Annotated in this window: 20 protein-coding genes; 13 read left to right on the top strand and 7 right to left on the bottom strand. The window is 41.9% G+C overall.

Going from position 1 to position 20869, the window contains the following annotated elements; translation table 11 throughout:
* From ACO06Y_RS15525 to ACO06Y_RS15485, 9 genes are all read left to right on the top strand, one after another.
* A complete protein-coding gene (locus ACO06Y_RS15525) occupies positions 1 to 774 on the top strand; it encodes a sterol desaturase family protein (protein ID WP_422079903.1) in 774 nt (257 codons plus the stop codon).
* A gap of 7 nt (positions 775 to 781) precedes the next feature.
* The gene (locus ACO06Y_RS15520) at positions 782 to 1714 is read left to right on the top strand and encodes a M43 family zinc metalloprotease (protein ID WP_422079902.1); all 933 of its coding nucleotides are present in this window, start codon (positions 782 to 784) and stop codon (positions 1712 to 1714) included.
* A 15-nt stretch (positions 1715 to 1729) separates the two neighbouring features.
* Entirely contained in the window at positions 1730 to 2182 is a 453-nt protein-coding gene (locus tag ACO06Y_RS15515) for a hypothetical protein (RefSeq protein ID WP_422079901.1), read from the top strand.
* Positions 2183 to 2225: 43 nt separating this feature from the next.
* Positions 2226 to 3233 (top strand): glycosyltransferase, encoded by a 1008-nt coding sequence (locus ACO06Y_RS15510; protein ID WP_422079900.1) that lies wholly within the window; start codon positions 2226 to 2228, stop codon positions 3231 to 3233.
* A gap of 134 nt (positions 3234 to 3367) precedes the next feature.
* Entirely contained in the window at positions 3368 to 5290 is a 1923-nt protein-coding gene (locus ACO06Y_RS15505) for a BatA domain-containing protein (RefSeq protein ID WP_422079899.1), read from the top strand.
* Positions 5287 to 6540, top strand: a complete 1254-nt coding sequence (locus ACO06Y_RS15500; protein ID WP_422079898.1) for a dihydroorotase — start codon at positions 5287 to 5289, stop codon at positions 6538 to 6540. Before ACO06Y_RS15505 ends, ACO06Y_RS15500 begins: the two co-directional genes overlap by 4 nt.
* A 42-nt stretch (positions 6541 to 6582) precedes the next feature.
* Entirely contained in the window at positions 6583 to 6894 is a 312-nt protein-coding gene (locus ACO06Y_RS15495) for a hypothetical protein (protein WP_422079897.1), read from the top strand.
* A gap of 67 nt (positions 6895 to 6961) precedes the next feature.
* Positions 6962 to 7285 carry a hypothetical protein gene (locus ACO06Y_RS15490; protein WP_422079896.1) on the top strand — a complete coding sequence of 108 codons (324 nt, stop codon included), beginning with the start codon at positions 6962 to 6964 and terminating at the stop codon, positions 7283 to 7285.
* A complete protein-coding gene (locus ACO06Y_RS15485) occupies positions 7286 to 7945 on the top strand; it encodes an alpha/beta hydrolase (protein WP_422079894.1) in 660 nt (219 codons plus the stop codon).
* Here ACO06Y_RS15485 and ACO06Y_RS15480 read toward each other — a convergent pair.
* The gene (locus ACO06Y_RS15480; RefSeq protein ID WP_422079893.1) at positions 7942 to 8436 is read right to left on the bottom strand and encodes a hydrolase; all 495 of its coding nucleotides are present in this window, start codon (positions 8434 to 8436) and stop codon (positions 7942 to 7944) included. The genes ACO06Y_RS15485 and ACO06Y_RS15480 overlap by 4 nt on opposite strands.
* Before the next feature lie 147 nt (positions 8437 to 8583).
* Positions 8584 to 9348, bottom strand: a complete 765-nt coding sequence (locus ACO06Y_RS15475) for an MBL fold metallo-hydrolase (RefSeq protein ID WP_422079892.1) — start codon at positions 9346 to 9348, stop codon at positions 8584 to 8586.
* 88 nt (positions 9349 to 9436) lie between these two features.
* Here ACO06Y_RS15475 and ACO06Y_RS15470 point away from each other — a divergent pair, with 88 nt between their 5' ends.
* Positions 9437 to 10900 (top strand): TonB-dependent receptor, encoded by a 1464-nt coding sequence (locus ACO06Y_RS15470; RefSeq protein ID WP_422079891.1) that lies wholly within the window; start codon positions 9437 to 9439, stop codon positions 10898 to 10900.
* A gap of 51 nt (positions 10901 to 10951) precedes the next feature.
* On the opposite strand, the gene ACO06Y_RS15465 is transcribed toward ACO06Y_RS15470, so the two are convergent.
* On the bottom strand, positions 10952 to 12763 hold the full coding sequence (locus ACO06Y_RS15465) for a pyruvate kinase (RefSeq protein WP_422079890.1): 1812 nt from the start codon (positions 12761 to 12763) through the stop codon (positions 10952 to 10954).
* 170 nt (positions 12764 to 12933) lie between these two features.
* Positions 12934 to 13389 carry a thioredoxin-dependent thiol peroxidase gene (gene bcp, locus ACO06Y_RS15460; protein WP_422079889.1) on the bottom strand — a complete coding sequence of 152 codons (456 nt, stop codon included), beginning with the start codon at positions 13387 to 13389 and terminating at the stop codon, positions 12934 to 12936.
* Between the two features lie 53 nt (positions 13390 to 13442).
* Between bcp and ACO06Y_RS15455 the strand changes: the two genes are divergently transcribed.
* Positions 13443 to 14108 carry an endonuclease III domain-containing protein gene (locus ACO06Y_RS15455; RefSeq protein ID WP_422079888.1) on the top strand — a complete coding sequence of 222 codons (666 nt, stop codon included), beginning with the start codon at positions 13443 to 13445 and terminating at the stop codon, positions 14106 to 14108.
* An 11-nt stretch (positions 14109 to 14119) separates the two neighbouring features.
* Here ACO06Y_RS15455 and ACO06Y_RS15450 read toward each other — a convergent pair whose 3' ends face one another.
* The 3 genes from ACO06Y_RS15450 to ACO06Y_RS15440 all read right to left on the bottom strand — a co-directional run bounded on the left by ACO06Y_RS15450 (position 14120) and on the right by ACO06Y_RS15440 (position 16071).
* The gene (locus ACO06Y_RS15450) at positions 14120 to 14260 is read right to left on the bottom strand and encodes a hypothetical protein (protein ID WP_422079887.1); all 141 of its coding nucleotides are present in this window, start codon (positions 14258 to 14260) and stop codon (positions 14120 to 14122) included.
* Between the two features lie 65 nt (positions 14261 to 14325).
* Positions 14326 to 14910 (bottom strand): RNA polymerase sigma factor, encoded by a 585-nt coding sequence (locus tag ACO06Y_RS15445; RefSeq protein ID WP_422079886.1) that lies wholly within the window; start codon positions 14908 to 14910, stop codon positions 14326 to 14328.
* A 579-nt stretch (positions 14911 to 15489) separates the two neighbouring features.
* Positions 15490 to 16071, bottom strand: coding sequence for a sigma-70 family RNA polymerase sigma factor (locus tag ACO06Y_RS15440; RefSeq protein ID WP_422079885.1), 582 nt, complete (start codon positions 16069 to 16071; stop codon positions 15490 to 15492).
* Positions 16072 to 16317: 246 nt separating this feature from the next.
* Here ACO06Y_RS15440 and uvrA point away from each other — a divergent pair, with 246 nt between their 5' ends.
* Complete coding sequence (gene uvrA, locus ACO06Y_RS15435; protein WP_422079884.1) at positions 16318 to 19095, top strand: excinuclease ABC subunit UvrA; 2778 nt, start codon at positions 16318 to 16320, stop codon at positions 19093 to 19095.
* A gap of 377 nt (positions 19096 to 19472) precedes the next feature.
* Positions 19473 to 20792: a hypothetical protein gene (locus ACO06Y_RS15430; protein WP_422079883.1), complete on the top strand. Its 1320-nt coding sequence runs from the start codon at positions 19473 to 19475 to the stop codon at positions 20790 to 20792.
* Positions 20793 to 20869: the final 77 nt, after the last annotated feature.

Here is a 20869-nt window from a genome sequence, read left to right as displayed (position 1 = left end):
ATGGAAACTGTTTTACAAAACCTGCCGACCCCATGGGAAATCTTAATCGATCCCATTTCGCTTGTTGTATTGGGCATGTACGGTATTTTAATGGTATGGGAAGCCATTTTTCCGGCCAGAAAATTACCCCAAATGAAGTATTGGAAGCTTAGGGGCCTCACCTCTTTTGCCGTGTTTTTCTATCTATCCTCATACCTGCCATTACTCTGGGATACCTACTTGATCGAATATCAAGTTTTTGACCTAACCGCCCTGGGTACGTTTTGGGGTGCCTTTGTAGGCGTAATGATCTATGAATTCGGACTCTACGTTTGGCATAGAAGTATGCATAAGAATACCCTGCTTTGGAAAATATTTCATCAAATGCACCATAGTGCAGAGCGAATGGATAGTTATGGAGCATTTTATTTTAGCCCTATGGATATGATCGGGTTTACCTTTTTGGGTAGCCTCTGCCTTGTGGTAGTAGCCGGTTTTACGCCAGAAGCGACGACATTATTTATCTTGATCACTACTTTTTTGGGTATTTTTCAACATAGTAATATCAAGACCCCGGCCTGGTTGGGTTATATTATCCAAAGACCGGAAGCGCATACCGTACACCATGCCAAAGGGATACATGCCTATAACTATTCGGACATCCCGCTGTTCGATATGCTCTTCGGCACCTTTAAAAACCCCAAGGATTATACCCATGAGACCGGATTCTATCACGGGGCGTCAACAAAGGTTTGGGATATGGTACGATTTAAGGACATCAATAAAACCAGTTAGGTAACATATGAGATCACTAGCAAACAAGAAAATCCAGTTGCAACTAGCGCTTTGCATCTGGATTTTGATTTCTTCCTGTAATAAGGATAGCGTAACAACAACTCCGATAACGCCTGAACCCGGAGAGGATATCATATTTCTTCCGGTTGTGGTACACGTGGTCCATTCCGGAGAACCGATCGGAACGGGTTCCAACCTTTCTAAGGAACGTATTGTTAGGCAGATAGAAATACTGAACGAAGATTTCAGGAGAAAGGAGGGGTCAAAGGGTTACAATGACCATCCGGATGGAGGAGATACAAAAATTGAATTTGTTTTAGCGAAACAAACCTTGGAAGGTAAACCCACGAATGGTATAAACCGGATCGATACCACTCAAGTCAAAATTCCCGTTTTGGGATACAATCAAAACCATTATGCGCAATACGCCTATTGGGATCCGAGCCAATACATCAATATTTGGACGACGCCCTTACCTGAATCCACCGAGTGCCTGGTTTTGGGCAATGCCACGGGACCTGAAACCGACCTTCCGGGAACCGAACATTTGGCACTGCCCGGTCCCAATGATTCCGAAGGTATCCTGATCAATTGGATTCATTTCGGGGAGTCCGATATCGATTGCCATGCCCGATATGGACGCACCTTGACGCATGAAATGGGCCATTATTTAGGGCTGTTGCACACTTGGGGCGCCAAGGATTGTGCTTTGAACGACTATTGTGAGGATACCCCAGCAGTGGATAAAGAAGTCTTTGGTCGTGAAATATTTAAAGGTTGTGACGGGGAAACCGTAATGATCGGAAACTACATGAACTACACTCATGATGAAGTGATGAATATCTTTACCCAAGATCAAATCGCTAGAATGCACTATGTCTTAAAAAATCACGAAGGACGCAAAGCCTTGATACAAAGTGTCGGGCTCAAAAGTCCATAAAAAATGTCTCCTACAATGTCCTGTTCAAGATCAAATTATCAGCAAAATGAACCATTGTTAAGCCACTTTCAGTTTAGCGACACAATGTTCGAAACTAGTTTTGAAAAAGGGAGCCTCCCTCCTTCCCTTTTTACCCATGAAGCACATTTAAGATTGACCTGGATTTATATAAAAAAGTATGGGGAGAAAAAAGCTGCCAAAAAGATAAGTCGGGAAATAGAACAATTTGATACGTTGCACGGCAGCGGCGATAAGTTCCATAAAACGATTACCATTGCCGCGGTCAAAGTAGTCGATCATTTTATAGGTAAATCAAAGTCGACCGATTTTAAATCCTTTATCCACGAATTCCCCAGACTAAAAACGGCATTTAAGGAACTTTTGCATTGTCATTACGGTACTGAAATCCTTATATCCCAAAAAGCGAAGATGCGATTTGTGGAACCGGACCTACTACCTTTCCCATAAATGAACCCATAGGGTACCATGGATTTTACATAAATTGCGCACTATGCAACATCCGTTGGTAAGTATACTTATCCCATTTAAGAATACGGCCCGTTTTCTTCCCGAATGCCTGGATTCAATTTTAAACCAGAAATATATCCATTGGGAGGTTTTGGCCGTAAACGACCATTCTACGGACGGCAGTTGGGAAATAGTAAATGCTTACGCACAAAAAGACTTACGGATCAAGGTTTTTGGGAATAAGGGCAAAGGTATCATAGCGGCCTTGCGAACGGCCTATTCGGAGAGTCAGGGCACATTCATAACCCGAATGGATTCCGATGACATCATGTTTCCCAATAAGCTTCAGGTATTTGTTCGTTCCCTAATCAAAAACGGAAGGGGGCATCTCGCAGTCGGACAAGTGCGTTATTTTTCGGATAGGGGCATCAGCAATGGGTATGAGCGCTATCAACAATGGCTTAATGGACTTACCCTAAATGGTAGCAACTACTCCGAAATCTATAAGGAATGTGTAATACCCTCCCCATGTTGGATGGTGCATCGCAAGGACTTGGATGCTTGTGATGCCTTTGACCCCGACCGTTATCCGGAGGATTATGACCTAACCTTCCGGTTTTACGAAAAAGGGCTTCGATGTATCCCCTGCAACCAGGTTTTGCATTATTGGCGTGATTACGACACCCGTACTTCCCGAACCAGCGAGCACTATGCCCAGAATTACTTTCTGGACATAAAACTCCACTATTTTCTAAAACTGGAATATGACGCCAATCGTCCCTTGACCATTTGGGGCGCAGGAAACAAGGGCAAGGAAATTGCCAAAGGACTTTTAAGACGAAAAATCAATTTTTCTTGGCTCTGCGATAATCCCAACAAAATAGGAAAATCGATCTACGGACAGGAAATGTTACATTATACCGCGTTGCAACATGTAAAAAACCCCCAGAGCATTGTTACGGTCGCCAATGAAGAGGCGCAAAAAATGATCCGGGACTATTTTTGGGATTTGGGTCAAAAAAGCGGGAGAGATTACTTCTTCTTCTGTTAGGAATCGTCCCAAGTAAAAGAAAGGATACAACTTCCCGAGTTACCCGATTATTTAAAAAAAGCCGATTTAAATAAATCGTAAACTTTGAATTTTCAACCTTGGAAATCGTTATATTTGCCCAATCAAATTAAGGAATGCAGTTTAAGTATCCAGAACTCCTTTGGGCCCTATTTTTACTACTGATTCCAATTTTCATCCATCTTTTTCAGCTACGCCGGTTTAAGAAGACACCTTTTACCAATGTAAAACTTTTACGCCGGGTAGTAGCCAAATCCCGTAAGAGCAGAACGCTTAAAAAATGGTTGTTACTTCTTACCCGATTATTTCTTTTCACTGCTTTGATCTTGGCCTTTGCGCAACCCTTTTTCGCGAAAAAAACCGCATTCCTAAAAAAGGAAATCGTTATTTATTTGGATGATTCCTTTAGTATGCAGGCCAAAAAGGACGGGAATTCCCTATTGGACAACGCCGTCCAGGAGTTGATAAAATCAATCCCTGAAGATTATAGTTTTACACTTTTTACGAACGAAAAGATTTTTGAGGACGCTACCATGTCCGTCATCCAAAATGATTTATTGACCCATTCTTATTCCTCGAAACAACTTCAGTTGGATGAGATTTTCTTAAAGGCCGAAGCTTTTTTCAAGCCCGATGCGCAGGCCGTTCAGAGCACTATACTTATTTCGGATTTTCAACAAAGAATGACATCGTCTGGCCTAGATTCCCTTGGCAATACCGCGACATCCTGGGTACAAATGTTACCGGACAACGTAAAGAATGTATCCCTGGATTCGATTTATGTGGTAAGTCAGGGTTCCGAGAATTTAGAGCTTGCCGCAACCCTCACCGCGGATAAGGAAACCAAGGATATTCCGGTTTCCTTCTTTAATGAAGATGACCTTGTGGCAAAAACAGCTGCCATATTCGATGACAATGGTCGGGCCACCGTGAACTTTACTTTAGGAAATAATGAAGTTATACAGGGGAGGCTGGAAATTGTGGATTCCGGTCTTGCCTATGACAACCAGCTCTTTTTTAATATCGACCAAAAGGAAAAAATAAAAGTTTTGGCCATTGGCCCAGAGGACAGCCCCTATTTGGGACGTATTTACACGGAAGATGAGTTTGCCTTTACTTCCACTACTCTACGGACTTTGGATTATGGAATTTTGGAGACCCAAAATTTAATTGTTCTGAATGAAATCGAGGAACTTCCGTCTACCCTGTCTACCAGTCTACGTTCATTTACGGATAATGGCGGATGGTTGACGGTAATCCCGGCCATGGACATCGATGTAGACTCGTACAACATATTATCCACGAATTACTTTTCCACGGGTTATGGTCAGAAAATTAATTTGCCCCGGAATATTACTACGATTTCCTTCTCCCATCCCTTATACAGAAATGTGTTTGAAAAGGATGCCACCAATTTTCAATACCCCCAGGTAAGTTCATTTTATAGAACGAATACATTGGCTCCCCATATCCTAAGCTTTGAGGACAATTCGCCCTTTTTATTGGGTAGCAACGGCACATTCTTCTTTACGGCCTCGATCTCTTCGGAAAACTCCAATTTTAAAAATTCTCCCCTAATAGTGCCCACGCTTTACAATATGGGAAGCAATAGTCTAAAACTGCCCAAACTCTATATGCGGATGGACGGGCAGATTCAGGTGGATATTCCCACGGCCTTACAAAAAGACGAAATCCTAAAGGTGGCCAAAAGCGACTACGAATTCATACCCCTTCAAAGGTCATCGGCCAATAAGGTATCCTTAACATTTCAAGAAAACCCCAAGACCGATGGAATCTATCGCATCCATAAAACAGGCGAGACCATCAAAAATATCAGTTTTAACTATTCGAGGGCGGAAAGTGAACTGAATTATCTAGATTTGAACGTCTTCAGTGATAGCTCGGATACGCCTTCCATAAGTTCCTTTTTTGATGCAATGGAAAAAGACAACAGTGTAAGGGAGCTTTGGAAATGGTTTGTTATTTTAGCGTTGCTGTTTTTATTGGTTGAAATACTCATCCAAAAATACTTTCCATGAACATACTTTTAAAGTCCGTTAAAATACTGGATCCCAACAACGCAGGTCTTCATACAAAAAAGAGGGATATCCTTATAAAGGGTGGGAAAATTGAAAAAATAGCGGTAAGGATAGATGCAGGAAAAGGAGTAAAGACAATAGCCAAAAAAAACCTGCATGTTTCCCCAGGTTGGTTCGATGGTGGGGTGAATTTTGGGGAACCGGGATTTGAGGAAAGGGAAACCATAGCCCATGGCCTTTCCGTAGCCGCCAGGAGCGGGTTTACCGACGTAGTGCTACATACAGGCACCAATCCTGTACCGGATAGTAGTTCCGATGTTGTGTTCCTAAAAAGTGCCGGGAAGGGAAAGGCTACCAATCTACACCCATTGGGATCTTTGACCGTAAAAAGTGAGGGGAGAAATTTGGCCGAGCTTTTTGATATGAAAAATGCTGGGGCCACAGGGTTTTATGATTTTAAAAAGTCTTTGTCCAATGGTAATCTTCTAAAGATTGCGCTCCAATATGTTCAGGGTTTTGATGGCTTGGTATATTCCTTTCCATTGGACATGGAAATCGCGGGAAAAGGAGTTGTAAATGAAGGTGAAGTATCCACTAAATTGGGACTTAAGGGAATCCCGTCCCTAGCCGAGGAACTTCAGATCGTCCGAGATCTTTTTATATTGGAATATACGGGGGGAAGATTGCACATCCCGACCATATCCACCGCCAATTCGGTGAAATTAATATCGGATGCCAAAAGAAAGGGGTTAAATGTAAGTTGTAGCACCGCAATTCACAATCTTTGGTATACCGATGCTACATTGAGCGATTTTGATTCCAATTACAAGACTACCCCCCCACTTCGCACCGCGAGGGATGTTAAAGCCCTCATCAAGGGGGTAAAGGACGGAACCATAGATTTGGTCATCACGGATCATACGCCTATGAACATCGAACTGAAAAAAGTGGAGTTTGACCATGCCGCTTATGGCACCATCGGTCTGGAAAGTGCTTTCGGGGCTTTGAATACACTTTTTGGAGCCGAGGCAACAGTCGATATCCTGACCCGTGCAAGAACGCAATATGCTCTGGAAAACCCGGAAATAAAAGAAGGGGCAATAGCTTCCATCTCTTTGTTCGATCCGGATGAAACTTACGTTTTTGGCGAGGAACATATAAACTCCACCTCCAAAAACAGTATCTTTTTGAACAGTGAATTAAAGGGCAAGGCCTATGGAATCATCAATAACGGACAATTGATATTTTGATTACCTTTAAACTACTAAACCACCAACCTTAATTTTCAGAAGATGAGTCAGCAAACAAAAGAAGATGGAAGGACAATCGCCATAATTGCCTACATCACCATTATCGGATTGATTATCGCCTTTATCATGAACAATTCCAAGAATAATTCCTTTGCCAAATTCCATATCGGGCAGTCATTTCGAATTGCGGTTTTGGGAATTGCCAACTCCGCCTTAGGTGCCATATTGCCATCTTCCCTGTCCATTATTTCCACCATTATCGGACTGGGGGTCTTAGTCCTTTGGATACTTGGACTTATCAACGCCATTAATTTAAAGGAGGAACCCGTACCCATTATCGGTAAAATAGGGTAACCCTATTTCTGATTTTTTATGGGAGAGACCATTGAATCTTATTTTTTACTACTAACTTTCTTACAAAGTGAAAGAAACAAATGAAGGAAAGACCACGGCCATCGTGGCTTATTTAACCATGGTGGGCGCTTTGATCGCCATTACCATGAACGTGGAACCCAAAAATAGTTTTGCCAGGTTCCATACAAGACAGGCCTTTGGTCTTCATTTGTGCTTTTTGGGTTTTGCCCTTTTCCTGAGCGTTTGGTTCAATCCTTACGCCTGGTACGGGCTCTACATCTCTTATCTTGCACTCTGGTTTTACGGTTTTTTGGGTGCCTTAAAAGGAGAGGAAAAAACGATACCGATACTGGGTCTTTATTTTCAAAAATGGTTTACTTTTATTCCCTAGATGACGACGGCCCCCTTATCATTGGAACATCTTATTAGACCTTCTTCCATAACGGAAGGTAGGCCGCCCGTACTTTTCATGTTCCATGGCTACGGCAGCAATGAAGAAGACCTTTTTTCCTTTGCATCGGAACTTCCCAAGGAGCTGTGCGTTATCTCGGTCAGGGCTCCGTATACCCTACAACCCTTTGGTTTTGCTTGGTACGCCATTAATTTTGATGCCGAACAGGGCAAATGGAGCGATGATGACCAGGCCAGGTCTTCCCGGGAGAAAATCATGCATTTCATTGATGAAGCGTGCAAAACGTATCATCTGGATACGGACAACATAAGCTTATTGGGATTTAGTCAAGGTACTATCCTCAGTTATGCGGTTGCCCTCTCCTACCCGGAACGGATAAAAAATGTGGTTGCCCTTAGCGGATATATCAACGAAAGGATTTTGGCCCAGGCTTATGAAGAAAAGAAATTTGACCATTTGAAGATTTATGCCTCCCATGGGCAGGTTGATCAAGTAATTCCACCGGAATGGGCCCAAAAAGTGCCCGATTTTCTAAAAAATCTCGGGATAGAACATATTTATGAGGAATTTCCCGTAGGACATGGGGTATCCCCCCAGAATTTTCATTCATTCCGAAAATGGCTGAATGACAAAATCTAAAAAGTGCTGGAGTATAACAAGTGATTGGACAGGGTAAAGTCTACGCCCATATCATCCTTTAGTTCATATTCCAAGATTATCTCGCCCCAGTGTTTCCCATCGGTAAACTCGGCCAAGATCCAACGGTGGTTCAGGACATTGATTTTATTTAATTTGAAATCGCCTTCCATACCTTCATAGGGTATCAGCGGATTATCCCCTTTTCTTTCATTGGTTTCCAGTAACTTATCGGCAATATAGCGTTCCGGGTTTTCAAGATTTAAATGGTCGTAGTACTCCAGCGCATAATCATTTTTCTCCAAGGAGAAATGTTGTACATCCAAAATTTTAATGTTCAGTTTCTGAACGGAATCCTGAAGCTTGGCAATTCCTGCATTTAGCCTTTCAATTTGGGTATCCTTTGCTTTTTGCATATTTCCGCTGCTCACAAAAAGATATAGGCCGATCAAAGCCGTAAAAACAAATAAATAGAGAAAGATTTTATTTTTCATACGTTTAAATCTTTATAATTATCTGATTAGATGCTAATTATAAAATTGAGAACGAATGTAACCGCTACGCTCTCGCATTAAAAATTTTAAACATTCCCTTTTGTGAAAAATGTCTAAAATTTCTTAATGCTCGTTTCATCTGTTGGATTAAAGGGTTATGACCAGATTGTCATAGGCCAAAAGTACACCTTTTGGCAGTTTTTTTTCTACATCTTCATGAAAACCCAGTAAATGGCTGATATGGGTAAGATATGTCCTTGGGGCACCCACCTTTTCCGAAAAGGCGATAGCTTCCCGTAAGTTAAAATGGGAATGATGGGGTTCTTCCCTAAGGGCATTGACCACCAAGACTTGGGAACCCTTTATTTTTTCCAATTCCTCCTTGGCAATCGTCTTAACATCCGTTAAGTAGGTAAAGTCATTTATTCGATACCCCAAAACGGGCAATCGATTATGTTGGGCCTCTATAGGCATCACCATGGTATCCCCTATCTTAAAGGGCTTGTCCTTTTTTATAAGGTTAACCTCTACCGCCGGGGCACCGGGATACCTGTTGGCATCGGCGAAAATGTAATCGAATCGTTGCCGTAAGGAAGAAATTACACGTTCATGGGCATAAATGGGAATATCGCCTTGTCTAAAGAAAAAAGGCCGTATATCGTCTATTCCGGCCGTGTGATCCGCATGCTCATGGGTAAAGAGAATACCGTCCAGTTTGGAAACTTCATGGGTGAGCATCTGCTGTCTAAAATCGGGACCGCAGTCTATAACAAAATTATAATCGTCCCAAGATAAAAGTACTGAGACCCGTAATCTTTTGTCCTTGTGGTCATTGCTGAGACATACGGGATGACTACTCCCGATTACCGGGATTCCCTGTGATGTTCCCGTGCCCAAAAACGTGATTCTCAACCCTTGGTCTATTTATTTCAAATTTATAACTTATTTATTTATTAGATTACCCATTCTTTTTAACTTTGTTTTCAGCAAACTTCATGAAATGGCTTCAGTTTTAAAACGGGACACCGCGTTTGAAAATATACCTTCCATAAAGGCCAAGACCCTAAGAATCAATTTAAATCCGGACATCTACGGAACCTTTGCCGAAATAGGTGCGGGCCAAGAGACAGCACGCCATTTCTTTCGATCCGGCGGTGCCTCGGGTACCATTGCCAAGGCCATGAGTGCCTATGACAAAGATTTTAGCGATGCAATTTACGGGGTAGAGGAAGATGGTAGGTATGTGACACAATCCAGGCTCAAAAAAATGCTTTCGCATGAAATGCGACTTATGGGAGAGCGGATTAGCCGAGACACACATCCCGAACGTTTGTTTTTCGCATACGCCAATACCGTTGCCACAATAGATTTTTCAAAACGATATAAGGGTCACGGTTGGGTCGGCATCCGATTTCAATTGGATGCACATCAAAAGGAATTCGACGAGATAATCCTACATATACGATTTAAGCAAAATGAGGCCCGCTTACAGCAGGAAACCTTGGGCATAGTTGGTGTAAATCTTATTTATGGTGCATTCTATAAGTACCATAAACCACGAAAACTTCTAAAATATCTATATGACCACATAGATCAGGATACCATTGAAATTGATATGGTAAACTTCTCAGGCCCCAATTTTAAGGGTGTGGACAACCGGCTTATGAGTTTACAGCTCATACGCAATGATATGACGGATGCCGTTATGTTCGGCCCGGACGGCAACAATCTGCTTCCGGCCGCAATACTATACAAAAAGAACATTTTGGCGTTAAGGGGCAGTTTTAGACCGGTAACCAAGGTAAATATGGACATGTTCGAGAAGTCCTATGATATCTTTGTTAGAGATCCGGCCGTAGATATTGATAAGGCCATAGTTATATTTGAGATTACACTTTCCAACCTAAAGGCCCACGGGGAGATCGATGAACAGGATTTCATGGATAGGGCCGAACTTTTATGTTCTTTGGGACACACGGTCATGATATCCAAATTTCAGGAATATTACCGCCTGGTAGAGTATTTAAATAACTACACCAAAGCCCATATCGGCTTAACGATGGGCGTCAACAACCTCGTGGATATTTTTGATGAAAAGTATTACAGGCATTTAAGCGGTGGCATCCTTGAAGCTTTCGGAAAGCTGTTCTTTAAGGAATTACAGGTATATCTTTATCCCATGAAGAATGCCGAAACCGGTCAGATCATGACCAGCAACAACATTAAGGTACACCCTAGAATGAAAGAATTGTACAAATTCTTTAAGTATAATGGAAAGGTTATGGATATCATTGACTATGACCCGGAAATCATGCACATTTTCTCTAGGGATGTCCTAAAAAAGTTGATCAACAATGAAGATGGTTGGGAGGACATGCTTCCGGAAGGAATCGCCGAGACCATTAAGGAGAAGAATTTGTTTACCCGTAAAATGGTAAAACAAAAGGAGGAGGCCAAGACATAACCCCGAAGGTTCTCCATTACAAGCTCTTTTCGAATATTTCTTCTCTTAGGCTTATGTCCATAAGGGGAACATGGGCGATTTTTTATACTGATAATGACTCATGCCGGCCAGGATATGATCTAACAGTTTAATTGTCCTGACGATATGGGGGCCTTTGTTCAACATCACACATTCAGCCCTTTGGGACATCGCCGCATCGGTTATTTCCGGTCTGGAGGGAATGCCTTTTTTCGCCAAATTCTCCAAAACCTGTGTAGCCCAGATTACAGGGATATGGGAGGCCATACATAGGGAAAGTATTTCTTCCTGGATCATGGCCATATTTTCCCAACCACATTCTACGGCCAAATCGCCCCTTGCAATCATTACCCCAATAGGATAGACCTGCATAGCGGTCAGGAGTATTTCAGTAAGGTTGTCAAAACCTGCTTTCGTTTCAATTTTGAGAATTATGCCCAATTGGTTCCCCTCAGGCAATTTGCCCAGTTCCTCAATAAGTTCCTGAACGTCATCCTTTCGGTTTACAAAGGATAGATTGACTACATCGGCATGTTTGGCAATAAACGGTAGGTTGTTTTTATCGATTTCGGTAAGCCCACTGATCTTAAGATCGGTATCCGGAAAGTTTATACCCTTGTCCTCCCGTAAAATACTACCTGTTGCCTTGGCACGGGTAATGGTAATATCCATTGTCGATGATGTAAGACCGATTATTTTCCCAGTTACCTTCCCGTCATCGAACAGGATCCGCTCACCTATCCTTACATAGTCAAAAACCGCGTCCGAAGTGCATGAAATCCTGGCATTGATAGTTCCTGTTTTTTGATCCCTGTTATTTGAATGGGTTCCCTTTTTCTCCAGTATTATGGTGTCACCTGTCTTAAGTGCCAAGAACCGATCCGAGGATGAACGAACTTCCTTTATGGCAGCGGTGTACATTTTGGCCTCTTTATAAACGGAGACTTCCATACCCCTTTTCAGATAGCAGGTCTTATGGGCATATACCTCTACCCCCTTCTCAAAAAGGGCACGAACAATAAATTTCCGATGTTTTCCCCTGGCATCAAAAAATTTAATAGTATCCCCGGTTTCAAGACGTTCTATCCAATCCTGAGGTAGCTGCAAACAGTTTTGTGTACTTTTGGGAGCTGCCCCAAGATCTGATACCAAAGAAATCCGTAAGGGACTGGACACTTTGCCATTCCTATCTTTTGAAGGTTTGTACTTCACTACATCGGATCCATTATATATGGTTCCAGTCCTAATTTTTGGGCCTCCCAAATCCATACAGACCTTACTGGTTCTGGAGGAATTCTTACTGGCACGCCTTATATTGTTGATAATCTTTTCCCAAACCTCAGGGGAATCGTGGGCACAGTTTATCCGTGCCATATCCATTCCCGACTGAACCATTTCGTCGACCAAGTCCGTATTTTGGGCAGTTTCCGTAGGTTGGGTTACCATAATACGTACCGGTCTTTTTTCAGGTTTGGTTCCCAAGAGGGCATCTGTATTCAAAGGTAACAACTGATTACCTTGTTCTATACTGAGATAGGTGTCTTCGGAAGTAATCTTCCTGGGCTCCAAAAAGCTTTTTAGAACACTTTTGGTGATGTTCAGGCTTGCCAACACATGGGCCTCTGATTTACCAAGTCTTGACAAGCCCAGTTGGGACAGCCCATTTTGTAAATCCTTGATGTCAAATCTACGAAATGCCCTATAATGTAGAAGGTTAATGGCACTCTTTGCAAATTTGGGGTGTACCTTGGAAAGCTGATTGGCATACTTCTTTTCCAGACGCTCCGTAGCCTCAATGATACGTTCCAAAAGCGCGATCATTTCCATTATTCCTTCCTTATTCATAACTGGCACATTAATTTGCTTAGGGCAAAAAGATTGTAACCGGAAAAGTAAAGGAAAAACCTAAACCAGAAAACTAAATAACATGTTTTTTAGGTTAATATTTCAGACGTTTACGCCTTATAGGAACAATAAAAAAAGCCCTTTATCAAGGGCTTTAAAATTTGGGAAGATCAACCGTCTAGCAACTGGGCGGCGTGATCTTTGGTATTTACTTTGTCAATGACCTTGGAGATGTTACCTTCCTCATTGATAACAAAGGTTTTGCGATGTATGCCATCGAATTCGCGACCCATGAACTTTTTAGGGCCCCAGACCCCAAAGGCGTCGATTACAGTATGATCCTCATCCGCCAATAAGGGAAAAGGGAAATCAAACTTTTTCCTAAAATTGGATTGTTTCCTTTGTGAGTCCTCGCTTACCCCCAGTAGTTCGTACCCTTGGGCCTGTAGCTCTGCATAGTTATCCCTTAAATTGCAGGCTTCGGCGGTACAGCCCGGAGTGTTGGCCCGGGGATAGAAAAAAACGATCAATTTTTTTCCCTTGTAATCGGATAAATTAATAGTATTGCCATCTTGATCCTTAGCGCTGAATGAGGGAACTTGGTCTCCTAATCGTAATGTGTTCATTGAATTAATTATGTGTTTATGTTTAAATATTTTCAAACAAAGTTAAACAAAAAATGACGAAAACGGAAAAAGTAAATTTTACTATTAGCACTCTCAACAAACTATATCCAACGATACCAGTTCCCTTGGAGCATAAAGATCCCTATACCCTATTGATAGCAGTTTTGTTGTCGGCACAAAGTACGGATGTGCGGGTAAACCAAATTACACCTTTGTTGTTCGAAAGGGCCGATAATCCTTACGACATGGTAAAACTGACCGTTGATGAAATCCGAGAAATCATAAAGCCTGTAGGGCTTTCACCTATGAAATCCAAGGGAATCCATGGACTTTCCCAAATTTTAATCGACAAATACCAGGGACAGGTTCCAAAAGATATCGACCTTTTGGAAGAGCTTCCCTCAGTGGGACATAAAACAGCAAGCGTAGTAGTTTCCCAAGCTTTTGGAATACCTGCTTTTCCTGTTGACACGCATATTCATAGACTCATGTACCGATGGGGATTTTCCAATGGTAAAAACGTAGTTCAAACAGAAAGGGATGCTAAAAGATTGTTTCCCAAGGAATTATGGAACAATTTGCACTTGCAGATTATCTGGTATGGCCGTGACTATTCCCCCGCTCGGGGCTGGGATTTGGAGAAGGACATCATTACCAGAACAATTGGACGAAAAAAGGTCTTGGAAGAATACCAGAAAACTAAAAAAGCCCGCAAGTAGCAGGCCTTTATCTAGTTTAGAATGTTTTCGAACGTCAGTTCCTTGTGTTTTACTACATGTAAGGCCTTGGAATAATCTAGTAAAAACTTTACCGTTCCTGCACAAGCCTTAATGCGATAGTCCTTTTCCTTTTTAGAGTAGATTTTTTCCATATTAGATGTATTGTTATCATAAATAACGCAACTAAAATGGAAATATTGTTTATACGGTCCTAAGTCTATTGATTTGTTAAAACAATGTTGTGCCTATCGATGATTTTTCGAAGGTTTATTAAGGCATAGCGCATTCTTCCCAATGCTGTATTGATACTTACTCCCGTGTTTTCGGATATTTCCTTAAAGCTCATATCCTTGTAGATACGCATGATCAAAACTTCTTTTTGATCATCCGGTAATTCCTCTATTAGATGTCTTAGATCCGAGGTAATTTGATCCTGTATAATTTGCTTTTCGGCATTGAGTTTACTGTCCCCGATTACTGAAAAGATGTTGAAGTCATCACTTCCCTCGAACATGGGCATTCTTTTGTTCTTCCTAAAGTGGTCAATAATAAGGTTGTGGGCTATACGCATTACCCAGGGCAAAAATTTGCCCTCTTCGCTATACGTTCCTTTTTTCAGGGTCTTGATTACTTTGATAAAGGTATCCTGAAAGATATCTTCGGTAATATCACGATCCAGTACTTTGGAGTAAATAAAACTGGTAACTCGTTGGTTGTGACGATTGATCAATATTTCCAGAGATTTTTCATCTCCGCTAATGTAGTCTCTTACTAATACTGAATCTTCTATTTGTAGTTCCATAAAGATTGCTTTTTTGGTCAAGATTAGGGGCTTCCGAGCGGTAAGCTTTTAAGTTGTTAGATTAATTATTTTGAGTGTTGTTCGACTCTTGTTTTTTAATTATGACCTAAAACTAGATAAATCGGTCAGAGCGGAAAAAACTATGTTGTCAAACACTCTCTTTTTGATGTGAAATCGCATTTTTTTGGTTTTGGCCACAATAAAACCAAATATTAACAGTTGCAGGAACAAAACATACCGGTAAGGGTGGTATAAGTTTTTTGTAGGGATAATACGGGTGGTAGGCAGTTTACGAACGATATCAAAAGAAAAACCCTCAAGGCAAGAGATACCTTGAGGGTTTTAAATTCTTGTTTATTTTTCTTAGTTCATATTACTTTCAAACTCTATTCCTTTTGCCTTTGTAATCTTTAACGATTTAGAATAATTCAGTAGAAATTCCACTGTTTCAGGTTTGGCTTTAACAAGTTTACACCTGTTTCGGTTTTTTGCGTAAAGTTTTTCCATGTTATTTTCCGTTTGTTTCAATAGAGAACGAAACGGTACTAAATATAGTCAATACGCTCGACCTACGGCCTATTAATTCGTTAAAACAATGTTATTCTGGTCTATTAGCTTTCTAAGGTTGATAAGTGCATAACGCATACGGCCCAAAGCGGTATTGATGCTGACACCGGTATTTTCTGATATCTCCTTAAAACTCATATCCTTATAGATACGCATCAGCAATACCTCTTTCTGCTCATTGGGGAGCTCCTCTATGAGCAAGGTAAGATCACTATCTATCTGATCTTTTATAATCTGTCTTTCGATGTTTAACTTTTCGTCACCGATTACCGCGAAAATGTTAAAGCTATCGGCCCCTTCGAACATGGGCAACCTTCTATTCTTTCTAAAATGGTCTATAATGAGATTATGGGATATACGCATTACCCAGGGTAGAAATTTACCCTCCTCACTATAGGTGCCTCTTTTAAAGGTTCTGATCACCTTCATAAAGGTATCCTGAAAAATGTCCTCGGTTACTTCCCGATCGTTTACCTTGGAGTATATAAAACTACTGATGCGTTGGTTGTGACGGTCAATTAACGTGGCGAGTGCCCTTTCGTCTCCGTCGATGTATCTTTTAATGAGTAGGGAGTCTTCAACTTGATGTTCCATAACGACTACTTTTATTAGTTAAAATTAGCGACCTCTTTGGGGAAAAGGCCTTGTGGGTTATTGCTCTAATTCTAAAAAAGTAGTGTTGTTACTATAGGCGTTTTAACATTTTGTTGAGTTCAAATATAGAAAAAATTAAGTGACTGAAAAAAAAATGTGTGGTCATCCCTACAATTTTTGATGCAACCTACACAATATTGGGGATTGAAAAATGCATGTCTTATCTTTATGGCCCTAAAACTACATATGGCTACTCTTTTAGATAAAAACCCTAAGGAAAACATCATTATCAAAGGTGCCAAGTTGCACAATCTGAAGAATATAGACGTAGTAATCCCCAGAAACAAGTTGGTAGTGATTACCGGCCTCTCGGGTTCCGGGAAGTCCAGTTTGGCCTTTGATACACTTTATGCGGAGGGGCAGCGAAGATATGTGGAAAGTCTTTCTTCCTATGCGCGCCAGTTTTTGGGAAAATTGGACAAGCCCAAAGTGGATTATATTAAAGGGATAGCCCCGGCCATTGCCATAGAACAAAAGGTAAACTCTACCAATCCCCGTTCCACCGTTGGCACCACCACTGAAATTTACGATTATCTAAAACTGCTCTATGCCCGTATCGGCAAGACCATATCCCCAATTTCAGGAAGGCAGGTGAAAAAACATTCGGTGACGGATGTAATACACTATATAAAAGGGTATCCCGAAGGTGAAAAGTTATTGCTGCTGGCGCCCATACAAATTAAATCCGATAGAGATCCCAAAAAATCGCTTCAACTTTTTTCCAAGCAAGGGTACGCCCGGATAAAACACCAGGGAGAGGTTATACGAATTGATAACGCGCCAAACGATATTGGTCGCGAATTCGATTTGGTGGTGGATCGCATTATCACGAAGGACGATGAGGATTTCTACAATCGATTGGCCAATGCCGTGGATACGGCATTTTTTGAGGGTAAAGGTACATGTATCATAGAGGAACTCCCTTTGGGAAAACAAGTGAAGTTCAGCAATTCCTTTGAATTGGATGGCATACAGTTCCTGGAACCCAATGTACACTTGTTCAGTTTTAACAACCCCTACGGGGCCTGTCCAAAATGTGAAGGGTATGGCGATGTAATCGGGATAGATGAGGATTTGGTGGTTCCCAATACTTCCTTGTCCGTTTATGAAAACGCTATTTTCCCCTGGCGTGGAGAGAGCATGGGTTGGTATCGGGACCAATTGGTGAATACGGCTTATAAATTCGATTTTCCGATACACAAACCTTGGTTTCAGTTATCCGAAGCGCAAAGGCAATTGGTCTGGGACGGGAATGAACATTTTACCGGACTGGACAAATTCTTTGAGAAGCTTGAGGAGAAAAGCTATAAGATCCAGAACAGGGTAATGCTTTCCCGTTATCGCGGTAAGACCAAATGCAATAGCTGCAAAGGGAGACGATTGCGAAAGGAGACCGATTATGTAAAAGTGGATGGAAAATCGATTTCCGACCTAGTGGAACTGTCGATAAAAAAATTGGTGGTATTCTTTAAGGAATTGAAGTTGTCGGAACACGATCAAAAAATTGCTTCCCGCTTATTGAAGGAAATCAACACCCGTCTGGGTTTCTTGGACAAGGTAGGCTTAAGTTACCTAACGCTTAATCGCAAATCGAATACCCTTTCCGGGGGAGAAAGCCAGCGCATCAATCTTGCTACTTCATTAGGAAGTAGTTTGGTGGGTTCTATGTATATTTTGGACGAACCCAGCATTGGACTGCATCCCAAGGACACGGAGAACTTAATCGAAGTACTAAAATCGTTGCGGGATTTGGGCAACACCGTAATCGTGGTGGAACATGACGAGGACATCATGAAGGCTGCCGATGAGGTTATCGATATTGGTCCGGAAGCAGGAACCCATGGCGGTGAAGTGGTAGCCTATGGTCCCTTAAACGAAATACTGAAATCGCAATCGCTCACTGCCAGCTATTTGAATGGTTCGCAGGAGATACCGATACCCAAGGAGCGAAGGACCTCAAAAAATCATATAGACATCAAGGGAGCACGTGAGAACAATCTTAAAAACATTGATGTTTCCTTTCCTTTAAACATGCTTACCGTGGTTACCGGTGTCTCCGGAAGCGGCAAAAGTACCTTGGTAAAAAAACTGCTGTACCCCATTATCTTAAAGAAAGTAGGCGGTTATGGTGAAAAAGCGGGACAGCACACTTCGGCAGATGGGAAATACCAAAGTATTAAGCATGTGGAATTTGTGGATCAGAATCCTATTGGTCGTTCATCGCGTTCAAACCCGGTTACCTACATTAAGGCGTATGACGATATACGATCTCTGTTCGCCTCACAAAAATTAAGCAAGATTCGCGGATATCAGGCCAAGCACTTTTCTTTTAACGTAGACGGCGGTCGCTGCGAGAAATGTAAGGGCGAAGGTGAGATTACCGTGGAAATGCAATTTATGGCCGATGTACATTTGGAGTGTGATGCCTGCGGCGGTAAGCGGTTCAAAAAAGAAGTGTTGGAGGTAAAGTTTAATGACGCATCCATTAGTGATGTCCTGGATATGACCATTGACGATGCCATCGGTTTTTTTGAGCATGGAAAACAAGACAAGATCGTTACCAAATTAAGGCCTTTGCAGGATGTGGGTCTCGGCTACGTTACCTTGGGACAATCCTCCTCTACGCTTTCCGGTGGAGAGGCACAACGGATTAAACTCGCCTCTTTTTTGGTAAAGGGAACTACTAAGGACAAGGCCTTGTTCATTTTTGATGAGCCTACCACGGGACTCCATTTCCATGACATTAAAAAACTGTTGAAATCTTTTGATGCCCTATTGGGCCGTGGCCATTCCATTGTGGTCATTGAACATAATATTGAACTCATAAAATGTGCCGATTACATCATTGATCTTGGGCCGGAGGGCGGAGAAAACGGTGGCAATCTTATGGCCCAAGGGACACCGGAAGAGGTAATACAAAACAAAAAGTCCCATACGGCAAGGTATTTAAGGGAGAAATTATAGGTCAAGGGCTATAAAAGTCTTTTGAATCGTGAAAGTTGGCCTTTTTAATACTACCTTTTTGGAAATGAATTAAGCATTTCCGCTATTCCCTTGACCACCAACTATACCCTATATTTCCCTTCTTCAAACCTTAAAAATTCCCTTTATTGATACTGATTTCCAACATGTAAGGAATCACGCTCTCAGTCCTTGGACTCTAAACTTAAAATTATCGGTTAGATTTTATGAATTTGTTAGGATTCGTTTTAAGTATCTAAAAAACAAGAAGTTATATATTTTTGAGATATTTTGGCACGCTGTTTGATTTCCCATAATCGGAATGCAAATAGTTGCCTCCAAAACCTGCCTGTCGACAGACAGGTTTAAAATCGCATATCATGAAACAGTTAGTACTCTTATTTACAGCCCTAGTCTTGGGAACCATGGGTACCCAAGCTGTAAGCCCGGAAAATTACACTGCAATGAGCAGTGCATACCGATTCAATAACTCCTTCATCTTTGTAGAGGACGGTATTACATTTTCGGTTTATCCAGATGGCGAATTTGATTTTTATATAGACAACCGAGTCAATTTTGGCGCCAATGTCAATATTGGTCGTACCAATTTTACTTTCAACTCGGGATTCGATTATAATCCTTTTGTTCAGTATGATGATTATGGTGCGGTGATACAAGTGGAAAACGTACCCGTTTTTTACGACCATTTTGGCCGTGTAGCACAAATCGGTGGCATTTTTATAAACTATCGTAATGGGTTTGTATCCCGATTAGGCGGCATGAACGTTTTTTACAATAACGGAGTATATGCCTACCATACCGGTTTTATTAATGTGTATAACAGACGTTATATCTTTAGGCCCTTCCATAGGTTCTTTGTAAGGCCCGCCTTGGGATTCTGTTTAGTGTACAACAGACCGTATCGAAGGTTTTATACCCCTATCCGATATACTTGGCACAGACCATACCGATATAATACGCGCAGGGCCTTTGCCAGAATTGGAAGAGAACACAGGTTCAACCAGGTCCGCAGGGAGCGCGCCCGAATTTATAGAAACGATAGAAGGGTGGCCGTACGCCAGAATAACGCTAGAAGAGCAGAAACCCTTCGTAGGGACAGAGGTGTCGCCCGAAGGAACAACAATATAGCACGTACCAATCGTTCGGTAACGCAAAGAGGTAATGTTTCCCGTAACAATGCCCGAAGAGCGGAAGCCGTTAGGACAGAGAGGAACGTTACTAGAAGAAACAATACCGTGGCACGTACAAATCGCTCGGTCACCCAAAGAGGTAATGTTTCGCGAAACGACAATAGAACGGTACGCAGGGATGCTGCCATACGTTCCAACAATACGCGAAGGACAGCGGTAGATCGAACTCGAAAAATAGAGAACCGTAACATCCGTAAGGCCGATGCCCGGCCCGCAAGACAAAAAACGGTTACACAACGTTCTACTACGGTACGCAATCCCAAGAGGAATGAGGTGACCAAACGAACGGTAACGCGTAGTACCAAGACCTATAAAAGTCCACAAAGGGCAACAACAAATAGGTCGGTACGAAAAGCGGCACCGACAAGAAATAGAAGCAGCAACGTTGCCTCACGTGGGAACTCAAGAAAAACGGTAAATAAAGCTACTTCTAGAAGTACAAGAAATAACGGAACTCGATCACAATCCAGAAGTTCCAGGAGATATTAAAATAGTTTTTAGGTTGGTTAGTTGTTTAGCCCCGTAGTTGGATCCGTCCGCTACGGGGTTTTTCGTTTTGGTTCACA

This window comes from Ulvibacterium sp., from assembly GCF_965228935.1.
Classification (GTDB): Bacteria; Bacteroidota; Bacteroidia; order Flavobacteriales; family Flavobacteriaceae; genus Ulvibacterium.
The sequence above is the reverse complement of the archived record's forward strand: the minus strand, read 5'-3'. Positions and strand labels throughout refer to the sequence as shown.